The organism is Paraburkholderia xenovorans, from assembly GCF_046030735.1.
Taxonomy (GTDB): Bacteria; Pseudomonadota; Gammaproteobacteria; order Burkholderiales; family Burkholderiaceae; genus Paraburkholderia; species Paraburkholderia xenovorans_A.
On the sequence record NZ_JAQQBV010000008.1, the window covers coordinates 120,001 to 135,108 of the forward strand.

12 protein-coding genes are annotated in these 15,108 nt (G+C 60.8%); 6 read left to right on the top strand and 6 right to left on the bottom strand.

All coding sequences use genetic code 11. The features are described 5' to 3' along the window. Nucleotides 1-105: 105 nt before the first annotated feature. Both PQQ51_RS10175 and PQQ51_RS10180 read right to left on the bottom strand, forming a co-directional pair. Nucleotides 106-1,941: a hybrid sensor histidine kinase/response regulator gene (locus tag PQQ51_RS10175; RefSeq protein ID WP_408496643.1), complete on the bottom strand. Its 1,836-nt coding sequence runs from the start codon at nucleotides 1,939-1,941 to the stop codon at nucleotides 106-108. Continuing rightward, the gene (locus PQQ51_RS10180) at nucleotides 1,911-2,381 is read right to left on the bottom strand and encodes a putative pterin-binding protein (protein WP_408496745.1); all 471 of its coding nucleotides are present in this window, start codon (nucleotides 2,379-2,381) and stop codon (nucleotides 1,911-1,913) included. Before PQQ51_RS10180 ends, PQQ51_RS10175 begins: the two co-directional genes overlap by 31 nt. Nucleotides 2,382-2,733: 352 nt before the next feature. Between PQQ51_RS10180 and PQQ51_RS10185 the strand changes: the two genes are divergently transcribed. After that, the gene (locus PQQ51_RS10185; protein ID WP_408496644.1) at nucleotides 2,734-3,681 is read left to right on the top strand and encodes a phosphoribosyltransferase; all 948 of its coding nucleotides are present in this window, start codon (nucleotides 2,734-2,736) and stop codon (nucleotides 3,679-3,681) included. Nucleotides 3,682-3,711: 30 nt separating this feature from the next. Here the strand turns inward: PQQ51_RS10185 and PQQ51_RS10190 are convergent, their stop codons facing one another. After that, entirely contained in the window at nucleotides 3,712-5,403 is a 1,692-nt protein-coding gene (locus PQQ51_RS10190) for an ATP-binding domain-containing protein (protein WP_408496645.1), read from the bottom strand. A 151-nt stretch (nucleotides 5,404-5,554) separates the two neighbouring features. Here PQQ51_RS10190 and PQQ51_RS10195 point away from each other — a divergent pair, with 151 nt between their 5' ends. The 3 genes from PQQ51_RS10195 to PQQ51_RS10205 all read left to right on the top strand — a co-directional run bounded on the left by PQQ51_RS10195 (nucleotide 5,555) and on the right by PQQ51_RS10205 (nucleotide 7,535). Further along, nucleotides 5,555-6,181 carry a glutathione S-transferase family protein gene (locus PQQ51_RS10195; RefSeq protein ID WP_408496646.1) on the top strand — a complete coding sequence of 209 codons (627 nt, stop codon included), beginning with the start codon at nucleotides 5,555-5,557 and terminating at the stop codon, nucleotides 6,179-6,181. A 27-nt stretch (nucleotides 6,182-6,208) separates the two neighbouring features. Continuing rightward, complete coding sequence (locus tag PQQ51_RS10200) at nucleotides 6,209-6,835, top strand: glutathione S-transferase family protein (RefSeq protein WP_408496647.1); 627 nt, start codon at nucleotides 6,209-6,211, stop codon at nucleotides 6,833-6,835. A 103-nt stretch (nucleotides 6,836-6,938) separates the two neighbouring features. Beyond that, nucleotides 6,939-7,535 carry a Fur family transcriptional regulator gene (locus tag PQQ51_RS10205; RefSeq protein ID WP_408496746.1) on the top strand — a complete coding sequence of 199 codons (597 nt, stop codon included), beginning with the start codon at nucleotides 6,939-6,941 and terminating at the stop codon, nucleotides 7,533-7,535. A gap of 118 nt (nucleotides 7,536-7,653) precedes the next feature. Here the strand turns inward: PQQ51_RS10205 and PQQ51_RS10210 are convergent, their stop codons facing one another. The 3 genes from PQQ51_RS10210 to PQQ51_RS10220 all read right to left on the bottom strand — a co-directional run bounded on the left by PQQ51_RS10210 (nucleotide 7,654) and on the right by PQQ51_RS10220 (nucleotide 11,728). Further along, entirely contained in the window at nucleotides 7,654-8,166 is a 513-nt protein-coding gene (locus PQQ51_RS10210) for a response regulator (RefSeq protein WP_408496648.1), read from the bottom strand. A gap of 355 nt (nucleotides 8,167-8,521) precedes the next feature. After that, a complete protein-coding gene (locus tag PQQ51_RS10215; protein WP_408496649.1) occupies nucleotides 8,522-10,567 on the bottom strand; it encodes a glycosyl hydrolase family 28-related protein in 2,046 nt (681 codons plus the stop codon). Between the two features lie 375 nt (nucleotides 10,568-10,942). Next, nucleotides 10,943-11,728 carry a TetR/AcrR family transcriptional regulator gene (locus PQQ51_RS10220; protein WP_408496650.1) on the bottom strand — a complete coding sequence of 262 codons (786 nt, stop codon included), beginning with the start codon at nucleotides 11,726-11,728 and terminating at the stop codon, nucleotides 10,943-10,945. A gap of 77 nt (nucleotides 11,729-11,805) precedes the next feature. Here PQQ51_RS10220 and PQQ51_RS10225 point away from each other — a divergent pair, with 77 nt between their 5' ends. After that, a complete protein-coding gene (locus PQQ51_RS10225; RefSeq protein ID WP_408496651.1) occupies nucleotides 11,806-13,341 on the top strand; it encodes an MDR family MFS transporter in 1,536 nt (511 codons plus the stop codon). Nucleotides 13,342-13,737: 396 nt separating this feature from the next. Then, nucleotides 13,738-14,991 (top strand): hypothetical protein, encoded by a 1,254-nt coding sequence (locus tag PQQ51_RS10230; RefSeq protein WP_408496652.1) that lies wholly within the window; start codon nucleotides 13,738-13,740, stop codon nucleotides 14,989-14,991. Nucleotides 14,992-15,108: the final 117 nt, after the last annotated feature.

Genomic DNA, 15,108 nt, shown 5'->3' on the forward strand with positions numbered 1-15,108 from the left:
AAGCGCGAGCCCTAGAAAGCCGGCGTGTAGTTGAAGGTGCGTGCTCGGTCCGACGCCCACCTCCGCCCAACATCCCACGTCACATTCCGTGACGCCGGCATCCGCTCAATGCCGCGAAGCCAACGCCCGCTGCAACGCGTTGCGCAACTCCTCGTAATGTACCGGCTTTGATAACGCTTCGAAGAACGGCTGCGTCCCGGCCTCGCTTGCGCTTTCCGCTTCCGGCGCATAAGCGCTGACCAGGATCACCGGCACACTGGCCGATGGGCCTCCCTGCGTGGCGAAGTCCGCGAGAAACGTGTAACCGTCGCGCTCCGGCATGTGCAAATCCAGCAGCACCACGTCGCAACGCCGCACCTGAAGCCAGGCGAGCGCATCGTCGACATTCGAGACCGCGTGCGCGTCGAAACTCATATGCTCGACCATTTCGCTGAGCGATTCGCGAATCAGCGGGTTGTCGTCGACGATCAGCACGCACGGGCGCGCGCCGCCTGACTCGGCGCGCGCGGCTGCCACATCGGGCGGCTCGGCGGTCGCGACCGATGTGACCGGAATCGTCACCGTGAAGGTCGTGCCCTCGCCCACCTTGCTCGCGACGTCGACCGTGCCGCCGAACAGTTTGACGAGCCCCTGCACGATCGCGAGGCCCATTCCCGCGCCCTCGAAACGCCGCGTGCGCGACGAATCGAGCTGCGTGAACTCCTGGAAGATCAGCGGAATCTGGCCGCGCGGCACACCCGGCCCGGTATCGCTGACGACGAACACCAGCAGCGCCGGCCGCTGCTTCAACTGCACGCGCACCGTGCCGGTTTCCGTATAACGGATCGCGTTGGTGACGAGGTTGTTGACGATCTGCCGGATACGGTGCGGATCGGAATCCACCTTGCCGTTCAAGCCGCTCACCTCGCTCTCGAGCACCAGACCGCGCGCCGCCGCCGACATCGTGTGTTCGTCGACGATCGACGCGAGCAGCTCGCGCGGCTCGAAATGCTCGTGACGCAATTCGAGTTTGCCGGCGCCGAGCCGCGCGTAGTCGGTGAGGTCTTTCATCTGCGCTTCCAGATGCCGCGCCGCGGTGTCGAGCCGCTGAATCACCTTGCGATCGGCCTCGGTGTGAAAGTTGAATCCCAGCAATTCGATCGACGACACGATCGCATGCAACGGCGTGCGCAGTTCGTGGCTGATCATGCCGAGAAACGCGTCCTTCGCGAGACTCGCCTCGCGCGCCGCGCGGCTCGCCTGATGCTCCGCCTCCAGCGCCGCGTGCTGCTGACGCATCAGGCGCATGCGGCGCCGGCCGTTGAACACGAGCAGCGTGGTCGCGGCGGCCGACAGCAACAGCAGCAATAAACCGCCGGCGAACAGGATGCGGCGCTTGTCGATGAAATCGCGGTTCATCGCTTCGCGATCGGCGACATCGGCAAAACGGCGGCTCAATGCAAGATCGTTGACTTCAGCCCAGTGCTGGCGCAACTGCTCGCCGATCTGACGGGCGCCTTGCGGGTTCTTCGGCAACGCGTCGACCTCGGGCGAGATACCGTCCAGCAGATGGTCGAGCGAATCGAGTTCGTCGAGTTGCCGCTGCAGCAGCGTGAACTGCGCGGTCAGCCGGCGCGTCGAGCCGGCCATCACGTTCAGCTTGGATTGCAGCAACTGGAAGCGCAGCGTCAGACGCGCGTAGTCGTCGTCGACACCCGACTGATACAGCAGCAACTGGTTCTCGAAACGCGCGTAGGCGATCTGCAATTGCGCGGCGTCCCAATAGAAGCCGTCATACGTGCCCGTCAACTGTTCGGTGGCGCGCGGATTGAGCAGGTTGGCGTAGAGCAGATAGCCGATCGCGCCGACCGGCGCGGCGAGCGCAGTCAACCAGATCAGCACATACAGAACGCGACGCCACGGGTGGCGCACTATTTGACGATGAGGGCCTTGATCTGCCATACGAATTTCGAATCGCTCGAGGCGCCCACCAGTTCGTCAGGGAACGCGTCGCGCGGATAGATGAGAAACAACGGCCCGAAGTCGCTGATCTTCAGGCGCCGACCGTTCATGCTGTAGGCCACGATCACGCCGTAGCGATCGCAGTCGGATACCGGAACCGTGTAGGTGTAGTCGTCGAGCGTATGGATCTCGACCTCGCGGCCGTGCGCGCCGACGGCCTTCAGGATATCTGCCAGCAGCGGTCCTGTGAAGGTCGAGCGCGGCGTCCAGGTGGTCGCGGTCGTGATCGAATGCACCGGCAGTGCGAGCAATTGCGCCTCGCTGAAGTGGTAGAGCTGGTGAGACGCGTCGGTGGTCTTGCTGATCTTGCCTTTGACGTCGAGCGTCAACGCCGACTGCGCCTGCGCGCTCCATGCGGCCAGCACGAAGATCGCGCTCATCGCAAACCATGCGCTTCGGAACACACTTTTCATCGCGCTCCCGATGCTGCGTTGCCCGCGCCTCTCGCTGCCCACTACCACTGCGGTCATGTTGGTCATCTGTTTTGTTATTCCGTCATCTGTTTTTTGCCGGCGCTTTCACGCAACATCGCGTAACTGGTTTCCCTGCACGGCCCTGCTTCCCCGCGCGCGGCGACGCGCGTATTCCCGACGCGCGATCTCTGAACCGCATGCATAATATCGCCAAATTTCTGAGTTCCACAAACGGGGGCCGGCCGCTCTGCCGCGCCACGCGCCGCTTTCCGTTGCCGGGACACCCGCCTCACGCACGCAACGCGACGTCCTGACAGTCATGAACAAGCCGGTTTTGCCCCTGACTTACGAACAGCTCGACCAGTGGATCGAGTCGCTGCAACCGGCATTGCTGGCCGAGCGCTTCACGATGGCAATCGGCATTCTGCGCGGCGGTGCGCCGCTTGCATTGATGGTGTCGCACGCCGTCGGCACGCCGGTTGCGTTTCTGCGCTACGACCGCCAGAACCGCACGGTGGCCTGGGATTCGACGCTGCCGGTCCCGCCTGCGGGTTCAAACGTGCTGCTGTGCGAAGACATCGCGGGGCGCGGTTATACGCTGACCGATTGCATCGCGTTCCTGCAGCAGCAAGGTCTCGAGGTGCGCACGCTGACCGGCGCGGTCGACGATCTGAGCCGCACGCAACCCGACTACGCCATCGACGCGCGCGGCTACTTCGCGTTGTTCCCGTGGGAACGCCAGGCCTACACGCAGCGTTATCGCGACGACTGGGAACGCGTCGAAGCAGGCGCCGCGCCCGCGATGGCCGAAGATCACGAATACGCGACCTACGCGATCGACCTCGACGGCATTCTGCTGCCCGACGTGCCGCTCGCGCGTTACGACGAAGATCTCGCCGCCGCGCTCGCCGAACGCGATGCGCTGCTGCCGTTCGACGTGCTGCCCGGCATCGATCTAAAGCGGGTTCTTACGATCATCACCGGCCGGCCGGAGCTCGACCGCGCGCGCACCGAAGCGTGGCTCGAACGGCACGGCTTCGACCATATGCATCTCGTGATGCGCACACCGGACACGCACGACGAAAGCGCCGCCGGCGCGGCCGCGCATAAGGCGAGCGCGGCGTTGCGCGGCGGCGTCACGCATTTTGTCGAAAGCGATCCGGTGCAGGCGCTGCTGATCGCACAACAGGCGCCGCTGCTGCGCGTGATCTGGTGGGACGCGCGCACGCAAACCGGCATGCTGGTAAGTGCGCGCGCGTGGACGTGAACGTGAACGGCGCGACACCCGTGCGCCGGCCTACGCCGCTTTGATGTCCGCTTTAATGTCCTCTTTGGCGTCGCGCAGATGCAAATGCCGCGCGGCGCGCTGCGACGCCACAATGATCAGCTTCATCGTCGCGCGCGTGGCGCCGACGAACAGCTTGCGCGCAGTACGCTCGTCGAAAGTCTCGAAGTCGACTTCCGTGAGAATCACGCACGGCGCCGCTTGCCCCTTGAAGCGATAGATCGATTCGAACAACACGTCCCCTTCGCGATACTCAGGATTACCGAACAGATCGTACTTGCCGGTGAAACTGCGCAACCGATGCGGCCCGAGGTGGTCCTGCGCGGTCATCGCCGAGCCTTCGCGACCGCGAAACGACAGCACCGCGATGTCCTGCTTGCGAAAGCCGAGCGACAACGCCTGGGTGATCGCGCGCTTGGTCGCGTCGATGCTGCCTTCAACCGGATTCGCGTCGTCGTAGACGGAAAGGGAAATATCGGAGCCGTCGAATGGACTGCCCGACGCAAGCGCCGCCGCGACCGGCACCGAGCCGCCCACCACGTCGCGCACGTAATCGAGAATGTCGCGCGGGCTGCGGTAGTTGGTGGTTTCCGTCAACGTGGTCCAGCCGGGCAGCGTGACCGGCTCGCGCATATACAGATTCTGCAGCGGATCTTCGAGCCACCACCACGCAGCGCCCGGCCGCAACAAACGCTCGAGCGCGGCCACCCACGGCTGCTGAAAATCCTGTCCTTCGTCGACGATCAATACGTCGAATTGCCAGTGCGCGTCGATCGGCGTTTCCGCGAAGATCGTTTCGAGCTGGTTGAAGACGTCGCCCGACTGGAAATCCGGCTCGCGGCCCGCGTGCCGTGCGATCCAGTCGCACAACTGGTGATAGTTCGCGACCTTCGCTTCGGGCGGCGCGACCCGCGCGATGTGATCCGCGAGCGGCCGGTTGAAACACACATACAACGGACGCTGGCCGCGCGCCACCGCGTCCTTCATCACCTGCACCGCCAGTTGCGTCTTGCCCGAGCCGGCCGTGCCGATCACGCGCAGCCGGAACGGCGAAAAATCGAGCCGCCGCGCCCATGTCGCGAGGCCGCCCGCGAGCCGTGTGACGAGCGTGCCGGCCTGGCCGACCAGCGCGCTCGTGTCGGGCGTGAGCGACAGTTCGTCGGCGAGAAAATGGTGGATCTTCGGCGCGCTGGCAAGGCGCGGCTCGTCCGCCGGCAACGCTTCGCGGATGATCGCGGCGAGCCGGTCCTTGCGCGTCGCGTCGACAATGCGCGCGGGATTCACGCCGGCGATCGCCGCATCCTTGACGACATGGTCCGGGCAATACAGCAATTCTTCGATGAAATACGTGCCCGCGCCGAACGCCGCGGTAAAGCGCCGGTGCAGCCCCTCGACGGTGTGCGCAAGCGCGATCGCCACATTGCGTTCGGTCTGAAGATGGACCTTGACCAGTCCCTTCGGCGTTTCGCGCAGGAACCCGGTTTTCTGCTCGACGATCATCAGACGCCCGGCGGGACTCACGATCACGAAATCCGCCTCGCCGAATACGGAGAAGTTCTGGTTCAGCCGCGTCCAATGCACGCCGTGATAGACCGTGTAGTCGTCGGGCAGCGCCGTTTCGAGGCGCGCGAGGGTTTCGCGTTCGCGGGCCGCCGCGCCGGTGGCGGCGAGGCTCTTCCAGTCGTCGGGAACAATGCGGGCCATGCGGTGCCTCGTCGTATTCGGGTGCGCTCATTGTACGCAACGGTCTCGTGCATCGTGTATCGTTACCGGTTGAACGCCGCGCAACCGGCACGGCTTGCCAACAGCCCCATGGGGACTTCCTTTGGGAAGTAAAGAAAAAAGGATTTACCGGATGATTACGATCTGGGGACGCACCAACTCGGTCAACGTCCAGAAGCTTTTGTGGTGTTGCGACGAACTGGTGCTGCCATACGAACGCATCGACGCGGGCCTGCAATTCGGCCGCAACAACGAACCCGACTATCTGTCGATGAACCCGACCGGCAAGATTCCCACGCTGGTCGACGACGACTTCGTGCTGTGGGAATCGAACTCGATCCTGCGCTACCTCGCGCTGCAATACGGCGAATCGAGCCTCCTCTATCCGGCCGAGCCGAAGCTTCGCGCGAGCGTCGACCGCTGGCTCGACTGGTCGCTCTCCACGCTGCAACCGGCGGAGCGTCCGGTGTTCTGGAGTCTGGTGCGCACACCCGAGGCCGAGCGCGACACGGCCAAACTCGCCGCCGACATCACCGCGGTCACCTCGCTATGGCGTCTCGTGGACACGCACTTGCAAGCCCGCTTCTTCCTCGAAGGCGAGAAGTTCACGCTGGCCGACATCGTGATCGGCGCTTACGCGAAACGCTGGTTCGGGCTCGAAGGCGTCGAGCGCGCGCCACTGCCGAATCTGGAGCGCTGGTATTCACGCATTGCAACGCGCTCGGGCTTCAAGAAATACATCGACTTCCCGCTCACCTGAGCGACTCGCCCATCCACTCACATCCACATGACAATCACGCTCTACGCATGGGGCACGCCGAACGGCCGCAAGGTCAGCGTCGCGCTCGAAGAAATGGGGCTGCCGTACACGGTCAAGCCGGTCAACATCGGCCAGGGTGAGCAGTTCCAACCCGAGTTTCTGCAAATCAGCCCGAACAACAAGATACCGGCGATCGTCGATACCGACGGGCCGGACGGCCAGCCGATCAGCGTGTTCGAATCCGGCGCGGTGCTGTTGTATCTCGCTGAAAAGACGGGCAAATTCCTGCCGGCCACGCTGCGCGAGCGGGTGCCGGTGCTCGAATGGCTGATGTGGCAAATGGGCGGTTTCGGACCGATACCCGGCCAGGTGCATCACTTCGCCGCGCTCGAATCGGCCGCGGACCGCGACTACGGGTTGAAGCGCTATTCGGACGAAACGCATCGTCTGTACGGCGTGCTCGACCGGCGTCTCGCGCAGACGGAGTTCGTGGCAGGCGAACTCTCGGTGGCCGATTTCGCGATTCTCGGCTGGGCATGGCGGCATGAACGGCACAAGGTGGATCTGGCCACCTATCCGAACGTGCGGCGCTGGTACGACACCCTGTTCGCGAGACCCGGCGTGCAGCGCGGCTTCGCGGTGAAGCTGGACTGAGTTGTCGCCGCGCGCCGGCTTTTGCGAGCGGCGCGCATTGCCCGCGCGTTTTCCCCTTCGCTGGCGAAGGCACAGCAAGCACGATGCCCTTTATAATCGACGCATGAAGATCGCCAAGCCCGCCGCCACTGCCCACCAACCCTCGCCCGCAGCCGCTCACCACCATGAGCCAGGCGATACGCATGGGCACGCCCACGGCGAGTCGCAGGAGGCCGCTCTCGCGCTCGCGGACGAATACTGCCGCGAACGCGGTGAAAAACTCACGCCGATCCGCCGCAAAGTGCTCGAACTGCTGTTGAATTCCGGGCGCGCCACCAAAGCCTATTCACTGCTGGACGATATGCGTCAGATCCATCCGGGATCGGCGCCGCCCACGGTCTATCGGGCGCTGGACTTCCTGCTCTCGGCAGGGCTCGTCCATCGGATCGAATCGATCAACGCGTTCACCGTGTGCCACGATCTGACGCAATGTCAGCACGGCATTCTGGTGGTCTGCCAGCAGTGCGGCAACGTCACCGAATTGCATCAGCCGAAGCTGCGCCAGGCACTCGTCGCGCAAATCGAAAGCTCGGGCTATCGCCTCGCCAGCGATGAAATCGAATTGAAGGGTTTGTGTTCCAACTGCCAGGCGGCAGAAGCGGCCGCGCAAACCGCAGCCGGGGCCGGAAAAACGGCAACGCCCGCAGCAGCCGCAAAATAATGCGGCGACGGGTGGTGGCGACAGCCATCGCTGCGTCGGCACAACATAACGAAACATCACGCAACATAACGCAACGAAAGCGGCGGGCCTGGAAAACTCCAGGCCCGCCGTTTGCCGATCAGCCCGCGGCGCGAGCGTTGATTGCTTCGTGCAGCAGCGTCACGAGATCTTCCGGCAATGCCGGCTTCGTCATGAAATGCTGGAAACCTTCGCCGATGCTGCGTAACCGGTAGGCGTCGTCGGTGTGACCTGTGAGCGCCACCGCCACCGAAGGCACGTGATCGCCGCGAATCTCGTGATCGCGCAAGCGCTGGATCAGGTAGAAGCCGTCCATCGCGGGCAATTCGAGGTCGCACACCACGGCGTCGGGCAATAGCCGCAGCGCCGCTTCCACGCCCTCTTCCGCGTCCGCCACAGCGACGACCTGCGCCCCTTCAGCTTCCAGTAACAAGGTCAACGATTCCCGGCTATCCGGGTCGTCCTCGACGAGCACGATCGTGGCTTGATCGAGTCTCAATGCTCCGTTCATTTTCTGTTGTTGCTCTATAAAACCGGTTAGGCCGTCAGACGTGGCCAGGGTATCGCCCTGCACTGTGCCGCCGGTTTGCGCGGCTGCAATGTTGCTGTTCATGGTTCCGACTCGAATTCATGCGCCGAGTTGCACGCAGGCCGTGATTGTAAGACATGGCCATCACGCAATCCGTGCGCAACGCAACGCGCCAAAATTGCACGCGAATGAAAAAACGGCGCTCGACGCCACTGTTTTGGCTGGCCGGTGCCGACATTTACCCCAGACGTAGCACGTTGCGTGCCGCGGGGTTGCGACATGTGAAGAAAGTTGTTGTTGAACACGCGGCGTGGATGGCAGGCGGCGCAGCGTTACGCGCGGCATCGCAGTGCCCGGACCGGTACATGTACTTCGGCGCGTGTACGCGCCAAAGTACAAGGTCTTCCTTGCGTCGTAGAGCCCCAGGTATGGCAACCCGCTATTTAGACGGAGTCGTAATGAATTCGGTTGTAAACGTAGCAGACTGGCCGTTCAGCATGACAATGTCGTTTAAATAGCTTGATCCCACAGGTTGCACAAATTCACATTTGCTGGTGGCCGCCCTATCTTGCACGTTTAACTGACCAGCACAGACGCCATCAATGGTGTTATTGATCTCCGTCGACAATCCGTTTTTCCAACGGTAGGCTGGCAGCCAGTCTGAACTGCTGGGCGTGTACGTCACTGAATGACTGGTTCCATCTTCAAACTTTATAGTAAAGATGACTGACTGATTTTGAGCAAGATCTCCACCTTGTATTGGGCCGATATCGTTATATTTATCAATTATGCTAATTTTCGGCTCAGCCGATTTACCATTTATAGTATACAAGTTGTTGAGATAACTGGACGCAACCGATGTCATGTACGGGCAATGGCCTGACGTAGCCAACGTCTGGCCGAGTATGCCAGCGCAGACATGCCCCACATTGGTATTAATCAGATCCGTCAGCGCATACGGCCAGTCCCACGCTGGAAACATACCGGTATTCCCTGCCGGATCGTACACTATAAAGTCCTTTTCTCCGCTATCGGTCCACGTCAGATCAAGTCTGACAAGCTGGTTATACGTCAGAGCAGGTCCACTAATATTTCCGATATTCTTCCACAACGGGATCGGTTTTACTTTGAGCAGATATTGCTTGTCTGCAGGCAAGCGCGCCTGGGCCGTAGTCAGATCGACAGCGGTGAAGTCATAGGTATTGACCGGTGTTCCATCCGGAAAGTTGTTCTCCGATGCCAGAAATTCACCGTGCGTGCTATAGGGCGTAGAGTTAACATAGGTCGCTGATCGATCAGCGCCGTCAAATAAGTTACTGAACACCAGGAAATTGTTTGCGTCGATGTACGTTTCATCCGTGTCCGCAAAATTTTGCCAGTAACTCACAATCCCGTCAGCAATAAAATTGTTAAACACGAAAGTATGATCCATCTTCATCACACTCGAATTGTCGTATGGTCGCGCGTCGAAATCCACCCCCTTATCGAGGTAATTCCCCGCGAAATAAAGGTAGGAAGCATTTCTGAATTTTATTTGACCGGATGAGTCATATGGCCATCCAGAATAATAGTTGTTCACCACGTCCACACCGTTATACTCTTTTATGTATGTAACGTGGTCGCGCGCCTTTTCACAAGTGCCGTCCGGATTCTCGAAAAGACATTCCCTGGTGTTCCCAATGATGACATTTCCAACAAAAGACGAATTCGTAAGACAGCTCGTCGCATACCATGCGTCCTGAAAGTTTCCCTGATCGTCGTTCAAGGTTAATTTCCCGTTCTTGGCCAGCGTTTTTATTTTATTGATCAGCAAATAGACATCAGGTTTAATATAGTTCATCACGGGCAATAACCTGTCATCAGACATCTCGCCCACCAGATTATTCTGCACGGTCGCGCCGTTATTGCAGTAAGTGCTCAGCCCCTCGCCCGGATGCGTTTCATCCCGCATCAAAACATTCCCTGAGACCACAAATTTGTTGTGAGAAACTGCCAGCTGCGACCCGGCACTGACGGTATTTATCAGCCCATTATTGGAAATTTCAATATTTCCCTGCTCTCCATAAAAATAAATAACAACATTATCCATTATAATATTTTTTATCGCCATATCATTCACGCCCGCATAATAATATCCCTGCCCAACTGTCGGCGACGAATTATTTACACTCCTGAAAACCGTAATTCCATCCCTGGAGCCGATTATATTGTTACTTCCATGCAGATCGATATTTTCATTTATCACATATTCTCCAGCAGGAAAATAAATTCCATATGGATTCTGCGTTAATGCGGAGTTGATTTTCGCAGCAACGTCCTGCCCCGAATCAGGCGCCACCCCTACATCTGGCGCACACGCCAGCGTGCCGTCGGGAATGACAGGAACCGGCTCTCCATTGCATAGTGTCGAATCTTTAATCTGTGCCGCATGGGCAATGCCAAGTAAAAGCGGCCATAGAATACAAATCAACCGAAATAATTTCATCGTCCGTTTCCCGGGAAAAATAAGTAATCGGATATGATTCGACACCAGGTCCCGCTTTTTCTGCAAACAGGCGAACGTTCAGCGGACATCCCGTTGACGAAAGGCATACCAGTTAGTCGAATCAAAAATGGTCGGCGGCTTCAAAACTTATAGTCGCCAACAATTCGTTCTACGATCTCAGCAAGGAAACGGCAAGCGTAGTTGAAAAAATATCGTCACCACTGAAACAACAGTCTCAGTGGTGACGATATTTAAAATAGAAAAATACGAAATCAATAACGATCGTTATTTTATTTTTACGTTTTTCGTATTTAAAAAATCACGGTACACGCGGCATTTACGTGCGGGCCCGTTTCCGGCAGAGCGCCGCTCCAGTCACTCCGCCTTCCGCGGCCCGACACCCTGCACCAGCAACGCCACCGCATGACGCGCGATCTCCGCACTGCCGATCTTGCAGCGTGCCGGATCGTTGCCCCACAGCTTCGAAGTCGCGAGCGGCAAAATCGTCATCCCCAGCAACGTAACGAATACCAGCGAAGGCTCGAGATTCGGATTCAATCGCCCTTCCTTCTGCCAACGCTCGATATAAGCCAGCGACGCTTTCTGATGCGCATTGCCGAAGCGCTCATGCATGCGCTGGCGCAGCAAGCCGCCGTCGCTGATCACCTCGCGCACCCACAGCGACGGAAACCACGGATACTCATCCGCCACCTGCACCAGCCGCTGCGCGAGCTGGGTGATGGCCCCCACCGGATCGTCGGGGTTCTCCAGAAACGGCGTGCCTAACCCCGATCGCAACGGCGCGAAGCGCTCGTCGATCAGCACGTCGAGCAATTGATCGCGGGTCTTGAAGTAGTAATGCATCATCGCCGGCGTAAAACCGGCTTCACGGGCGATCTCGCCGAGCGTCGTGTCGACGATGCCCTGCCGCGCGAACAGCACCAACGCCGCTTCGAGCAACCGGGTGCGCTGCTCCGGACCGCGCGCGGCGCCCGAGGGGCGGCCCGGACGCCGGAGCGGCGCAGCAGCGCGCGTACTCGCCGCATCAACGGCATCAACCGCGCCAGACCGACCAGGCGACTGAGCGCCCTCTTCCGCGATCTGCCGGGCCTTGCGGGGCGGCCGCTTCACCGCGGGTTCATCCGATGGAATCCTTGCCATTGCTTTTTCAGTTTGACGAGTGGAGCGATGTCGCATATATTAATTTCTAAATTAATTAATTTCAACGTCCCAGCCCCATGAATCAATCGACAACGACTCAACCCGCAGCGCTCGCGCACGGCGACTCCAAGGCCGCCGCGCAACCCGTCGACCACCCGCCGATCCGCCTGCTGTTTCCAGCACTGCTGCTGGTGATGCTGCTCGCCGCGCTCGACCAGACGATCGTCTCGACCGCGTTGCCGACCATCGTCGGCGAACTGGGTGGGCTGAGCAATCTGTCGTGGGTGGTCACCGCCTACCTGCTCAGCTCGACCATCGTGGTGCCGCTGTACGGCAAATTCGGCGACCTGTTCGGCCGCAAGATCGTGCTGCAAACGGCGATCATCCTGTTCCTGGTCGGCTCCGCGTTGTGCGGCGTCGCGCAGAACATGACCCAGTTGATCGTGCTGCGCGCGTTGCAAGGTCTCGGCGGCGGCGGTCTGCTGGTCGTCACGATGGCTGCGATCGCCGACGTGATCCCGCCGGCCCAGCGCGGCCGCTATCAGGGCGTGTTCGGCGGCGTGTTCGGTCTCGCCACCGTGGTCGGGCCGTTGCTCGGCGGCTTTCTCGTCGAACATCTGTCGTGGCGCTGGATCTTCTACATCAACCTGCCGCTCGGCATCGTTTCGCTAGTCGTGATCGGCGCCGTGTTCAAGCCGCATGTGCAACAGGTGAAGCACGTGATCGACTACATGGGCGCGGCGTTCCTCGCGGGCGCCCTCACCTGCATCATCCTGTTCACGAGCCAGGGCGGCACGATCCTGCCGTGGTCGTCGCCGCAACTGTGGTTCACGCTCGGCATCGGGCTCGTGTCGATCTGGGGTTTCATCCACGAAGAGCGCACCGCGGTTGAGCCGATCATGCCGCTGGAACTGTTTAAACAGCGCACGTTTTTGCTGAGCAGTCTGATCGGTTTCATCATCGGCGTGTCGCTGTTCGGTTCGGTCACGTTCCTGCCGCTCTATCTGCAAGTGGTGAAAGGCTCGACGCCCACCGAGGCCGGCATGCAGATGCTGCCGATGATGGGCGGCCTGTTCGTGATGTCGATGGTGACCGGACGCCTGATCAGCAGGATCGGCAAATACCGGATGTTCCCGATCGCGGGCACGTTCCTCGTCGCCGTCGCCATGGTGTTGCTCGCGCGTTTGCAGATCGATTCGCCGATTCATGTGATGTATGTCGATATGGGCATACTCGGTTGCGGCCTCGGCATGGTGATGCAAGTGCTGATTCTCGCGGTGCAGAACACGGTCGAATTCAAACATATGGGCGTGGCGACTTCGGGAGCCACGCTATTCCGCTCGATCGGCGGCTCGATCGGCGTAGCCACGTTCGGCGCAGTATTTTCGAACGGCCTCGCTTCGCGCCTCGAGAAGCTGATTCCACCCGACACCGAATTGCCGCACGCACTCGGACCCGCGGCGATCCACCAGTTGCCGGACGCGTTGCGCGGCGACTATCTGCAAGCGTTCGCGGGCGCGCTGCACATGGTTTATCTATCGGCCGCATGCGTGGTGGTGCTGGCTTTCGCGCTCGCGTGGCTGCTGAAGGATCATCCGCTGCGCCAGCACTGATGCGCCCGGTGCGCGCTACAAGCACTTAAAGACAAGGTCGGGCGCCATGCGCTTCGACCTCGTTCTGTTTTCACGTCTGTCATGATGTTCACGCGCGTTTGTTCGACGACTCCGCGCGCCGCGTACAAAAAGCTCACCGTCCGTTCGTCCTGCCTGCATATGCAGTGTTTCGTCGTACCTGGAAATGTGCGCTGACGCACACACGCTAGGTATCACCGGCGATTGACGCGCTCAACGAAACGCCACATATTGGAAGCAGCGGCACCGCATGCGCAAACGTGCGGCCCAACGCTCTTTTAGCGCATGTGGATCGTGATTTACGCGGACGTTGCTCCTGCCTCAACACGATCTGGAGCATGCCGTACCGGCATCGTTTCCAACAGGTGGGTCCACAGCATGTCCACCCAGACACTACTCGGCCAAAGCTTTCCGACGCCCTGCAAACGCTGTGGCGGCGCACTGTATCGTGAAGTCGACTATTGCCCGTATTGCGGCGCGGCGCATCCGCTCGACGCGGGTCCGCACAAGCGTGTCGTGATTCCAGGCAGCCGCGCCAGCGCGATGAACAAGCCGCCGAGAAACAACATCGACACGCCGACCACCGCTACCGCTGACACTGCCGCACCCGTCGCGCAGAAAAGCGCGGCGAGTGTCGCTCCGGAATTGCCCACCCCGTTTCTCGCATCGCCGGACGCGCCGATTGCTCCGCTCGCCGAACACCCGCATTGGATAGGCCCCGGTGGACTCACGGTGCGCAAGGTGCTGCTCGCGATCGTCGCGATTGTCGCAATCGGCCTGGCGTTTGTCGGCTATCAACTATTCGGCGACGACCACGATCTGCAAAGCCGCGACACCGAACAGAACGACACGACGCAGGACGCCAGAACGACCACCGGCACGATCGCACCGTATGCGCCTGCTCAGACTACGCAGGCTGCCCGGCCCCAGTCCGCTCAACCGGCGAATCAGAACGCCGCTGCGAATCCGGCGATCGCCGCGAAGCCCGGCGCTTCCACGTCGAACACATTGCTGCTTCCTATCGCGCCACAAATGGCCGCGCCCGCGCCGGCGAAACCCGTGCTCCCGCCCACACCGCAGTTCCGCGACGCCGCGCAAGCGCTCCAAACCGCACGCCAGGCGATCCGCAACAACGACATCTCGACGGCGCAGGCGGCTCTCGCTGCGACGCAAGCGCTGCAACCCGGCAATGCCGATGCGCAATCGCTGCTGAACGACCTGAAGCCGTTGGCCGCGCGCCGCGACGCCGCATTGCAGGCCGCGCAAACGTGCGCCGCGCAACAAGCGTGGCCATGCGCGCGTCAGCATGCGAACGAAGCGCTCAGCATCGACACCGGCAACGCGGCCGCCAAAAGCATTCTCGAACGCGTGATTCGCGAAACCGGCTGGGCGCCGCTCAATTCGCATGCCGCTGCCGGAGTTGCGACGCAAACTGCGTCACACGCTGCGTCACAGCCACCAACGTCCATACCGCAGCCGAACGGCGCGCAAGCCACCGCGCCGCACGCGGGCGCCACGGTGGCCGACGCGAACAGCGCCGAAGCACGCGCTCGAGCGATCAGGGATTCCGGCTGGAGCCGGCCGAGCGCCAGCGGCGCGAAGTCACCCGCGACCGCCAAGGCGAGTCAATGAAAAATCATACGGATACCGAATAGTCTGACCAGCCGACGAAGTGGCTGCGAAGTGGCTGCATCTCCGCATAGCTCGCCGCAACACGTATTTGCGCAGCGACTGAGCGGCAACCCACGG

Bases quoted from the DNA above. Each gene is read 5' to 3' on its own strand.
- PQQ51_RS10180 (WP_408496745.1), bottom strand. From the start codon at position 2,381: ATGAGCGCGATCTTCGTGCTGGCCGCATGGAGCGCGCAGGCGCAGTCG.
- PQQ51_RS10185 (WP_408496644.1), top strand. From the start codon at position 2,734: ATGAACAAGCCGGTTTTGCCCCTGACTTACGAACAGCTCGACCAGTGG.
- PQQ51_RS10200 (WP_408496647.1), top strand. From the start codon at position 6,209: ATGACAATCACGCTCTACGCATGGGGCACGCCGAACGGCCGCAAGGTC.
- PQQ51_RS10230 (WP_408496652.1), top strand. From the start codon at position 13,738: ATGTCCACCCAGACACTACTCGGCCAAAGCTTTCCGACGCCCTGCAAA.
- PQQ51_RS10225 (WP_408496651.1), top strand. From the start codon at position 11,806: ATGAATCAATCGACAACGACTCAACCCGCAGCGCTCGCGCACGGCGAC.
- PQQ51_RS10210 (WP_408496648.1), bottom strand. From the start codon at position 8,166: ATGAACAGCAACATTGCAGCCGCGCAAACCGGCGGCACAGTGCAGGGC.
- PQQ51_RS10190 (WP_408496645.1), bottom strand. From the start codon at position 5,403: ATGGCCCGCATTGTTCCCGACGACTGGAAGAGCCTCGCCGCCACCGGC.
- PQQ51_RS10220 (WP_408496650.1), bottom strand. From the start codon at position 11,728: ATGGCAAGGATTCCATCGGATGAACCCGCGGTGAAGCGGCCGCCCCGC.
- PQQ51_RS10205 (WP_408496746.1), top strand. From the start codon at position 6,939: ATGAAGATCGCCAAGCCCGCCGCCACTGCCCACCAACCCTCGCCCGCA.
- PQQ51_RS10215 (WP_408496649.1), bottom strand. From the start codon at position 10,567: ATGAAATTATTTCGGTTGATTTGTATTCTATGGCCGCTTTTACTTGGC.
- PQQ51_RS10175 (WP_408496643.1), bottom strand. From the start codon at position 1,941: ATGGCAGATCAAGGCCCTCATCGTCAAATAGTGCGCCACCCGTGGCGT.
- PQQ51_RS10195 (WP_408496646.1), top strand. From the start codon at position 5,555: ATGATTACGATCTGGGGACGCACCAACTCGGTCAACGTCCAGAAGCTT.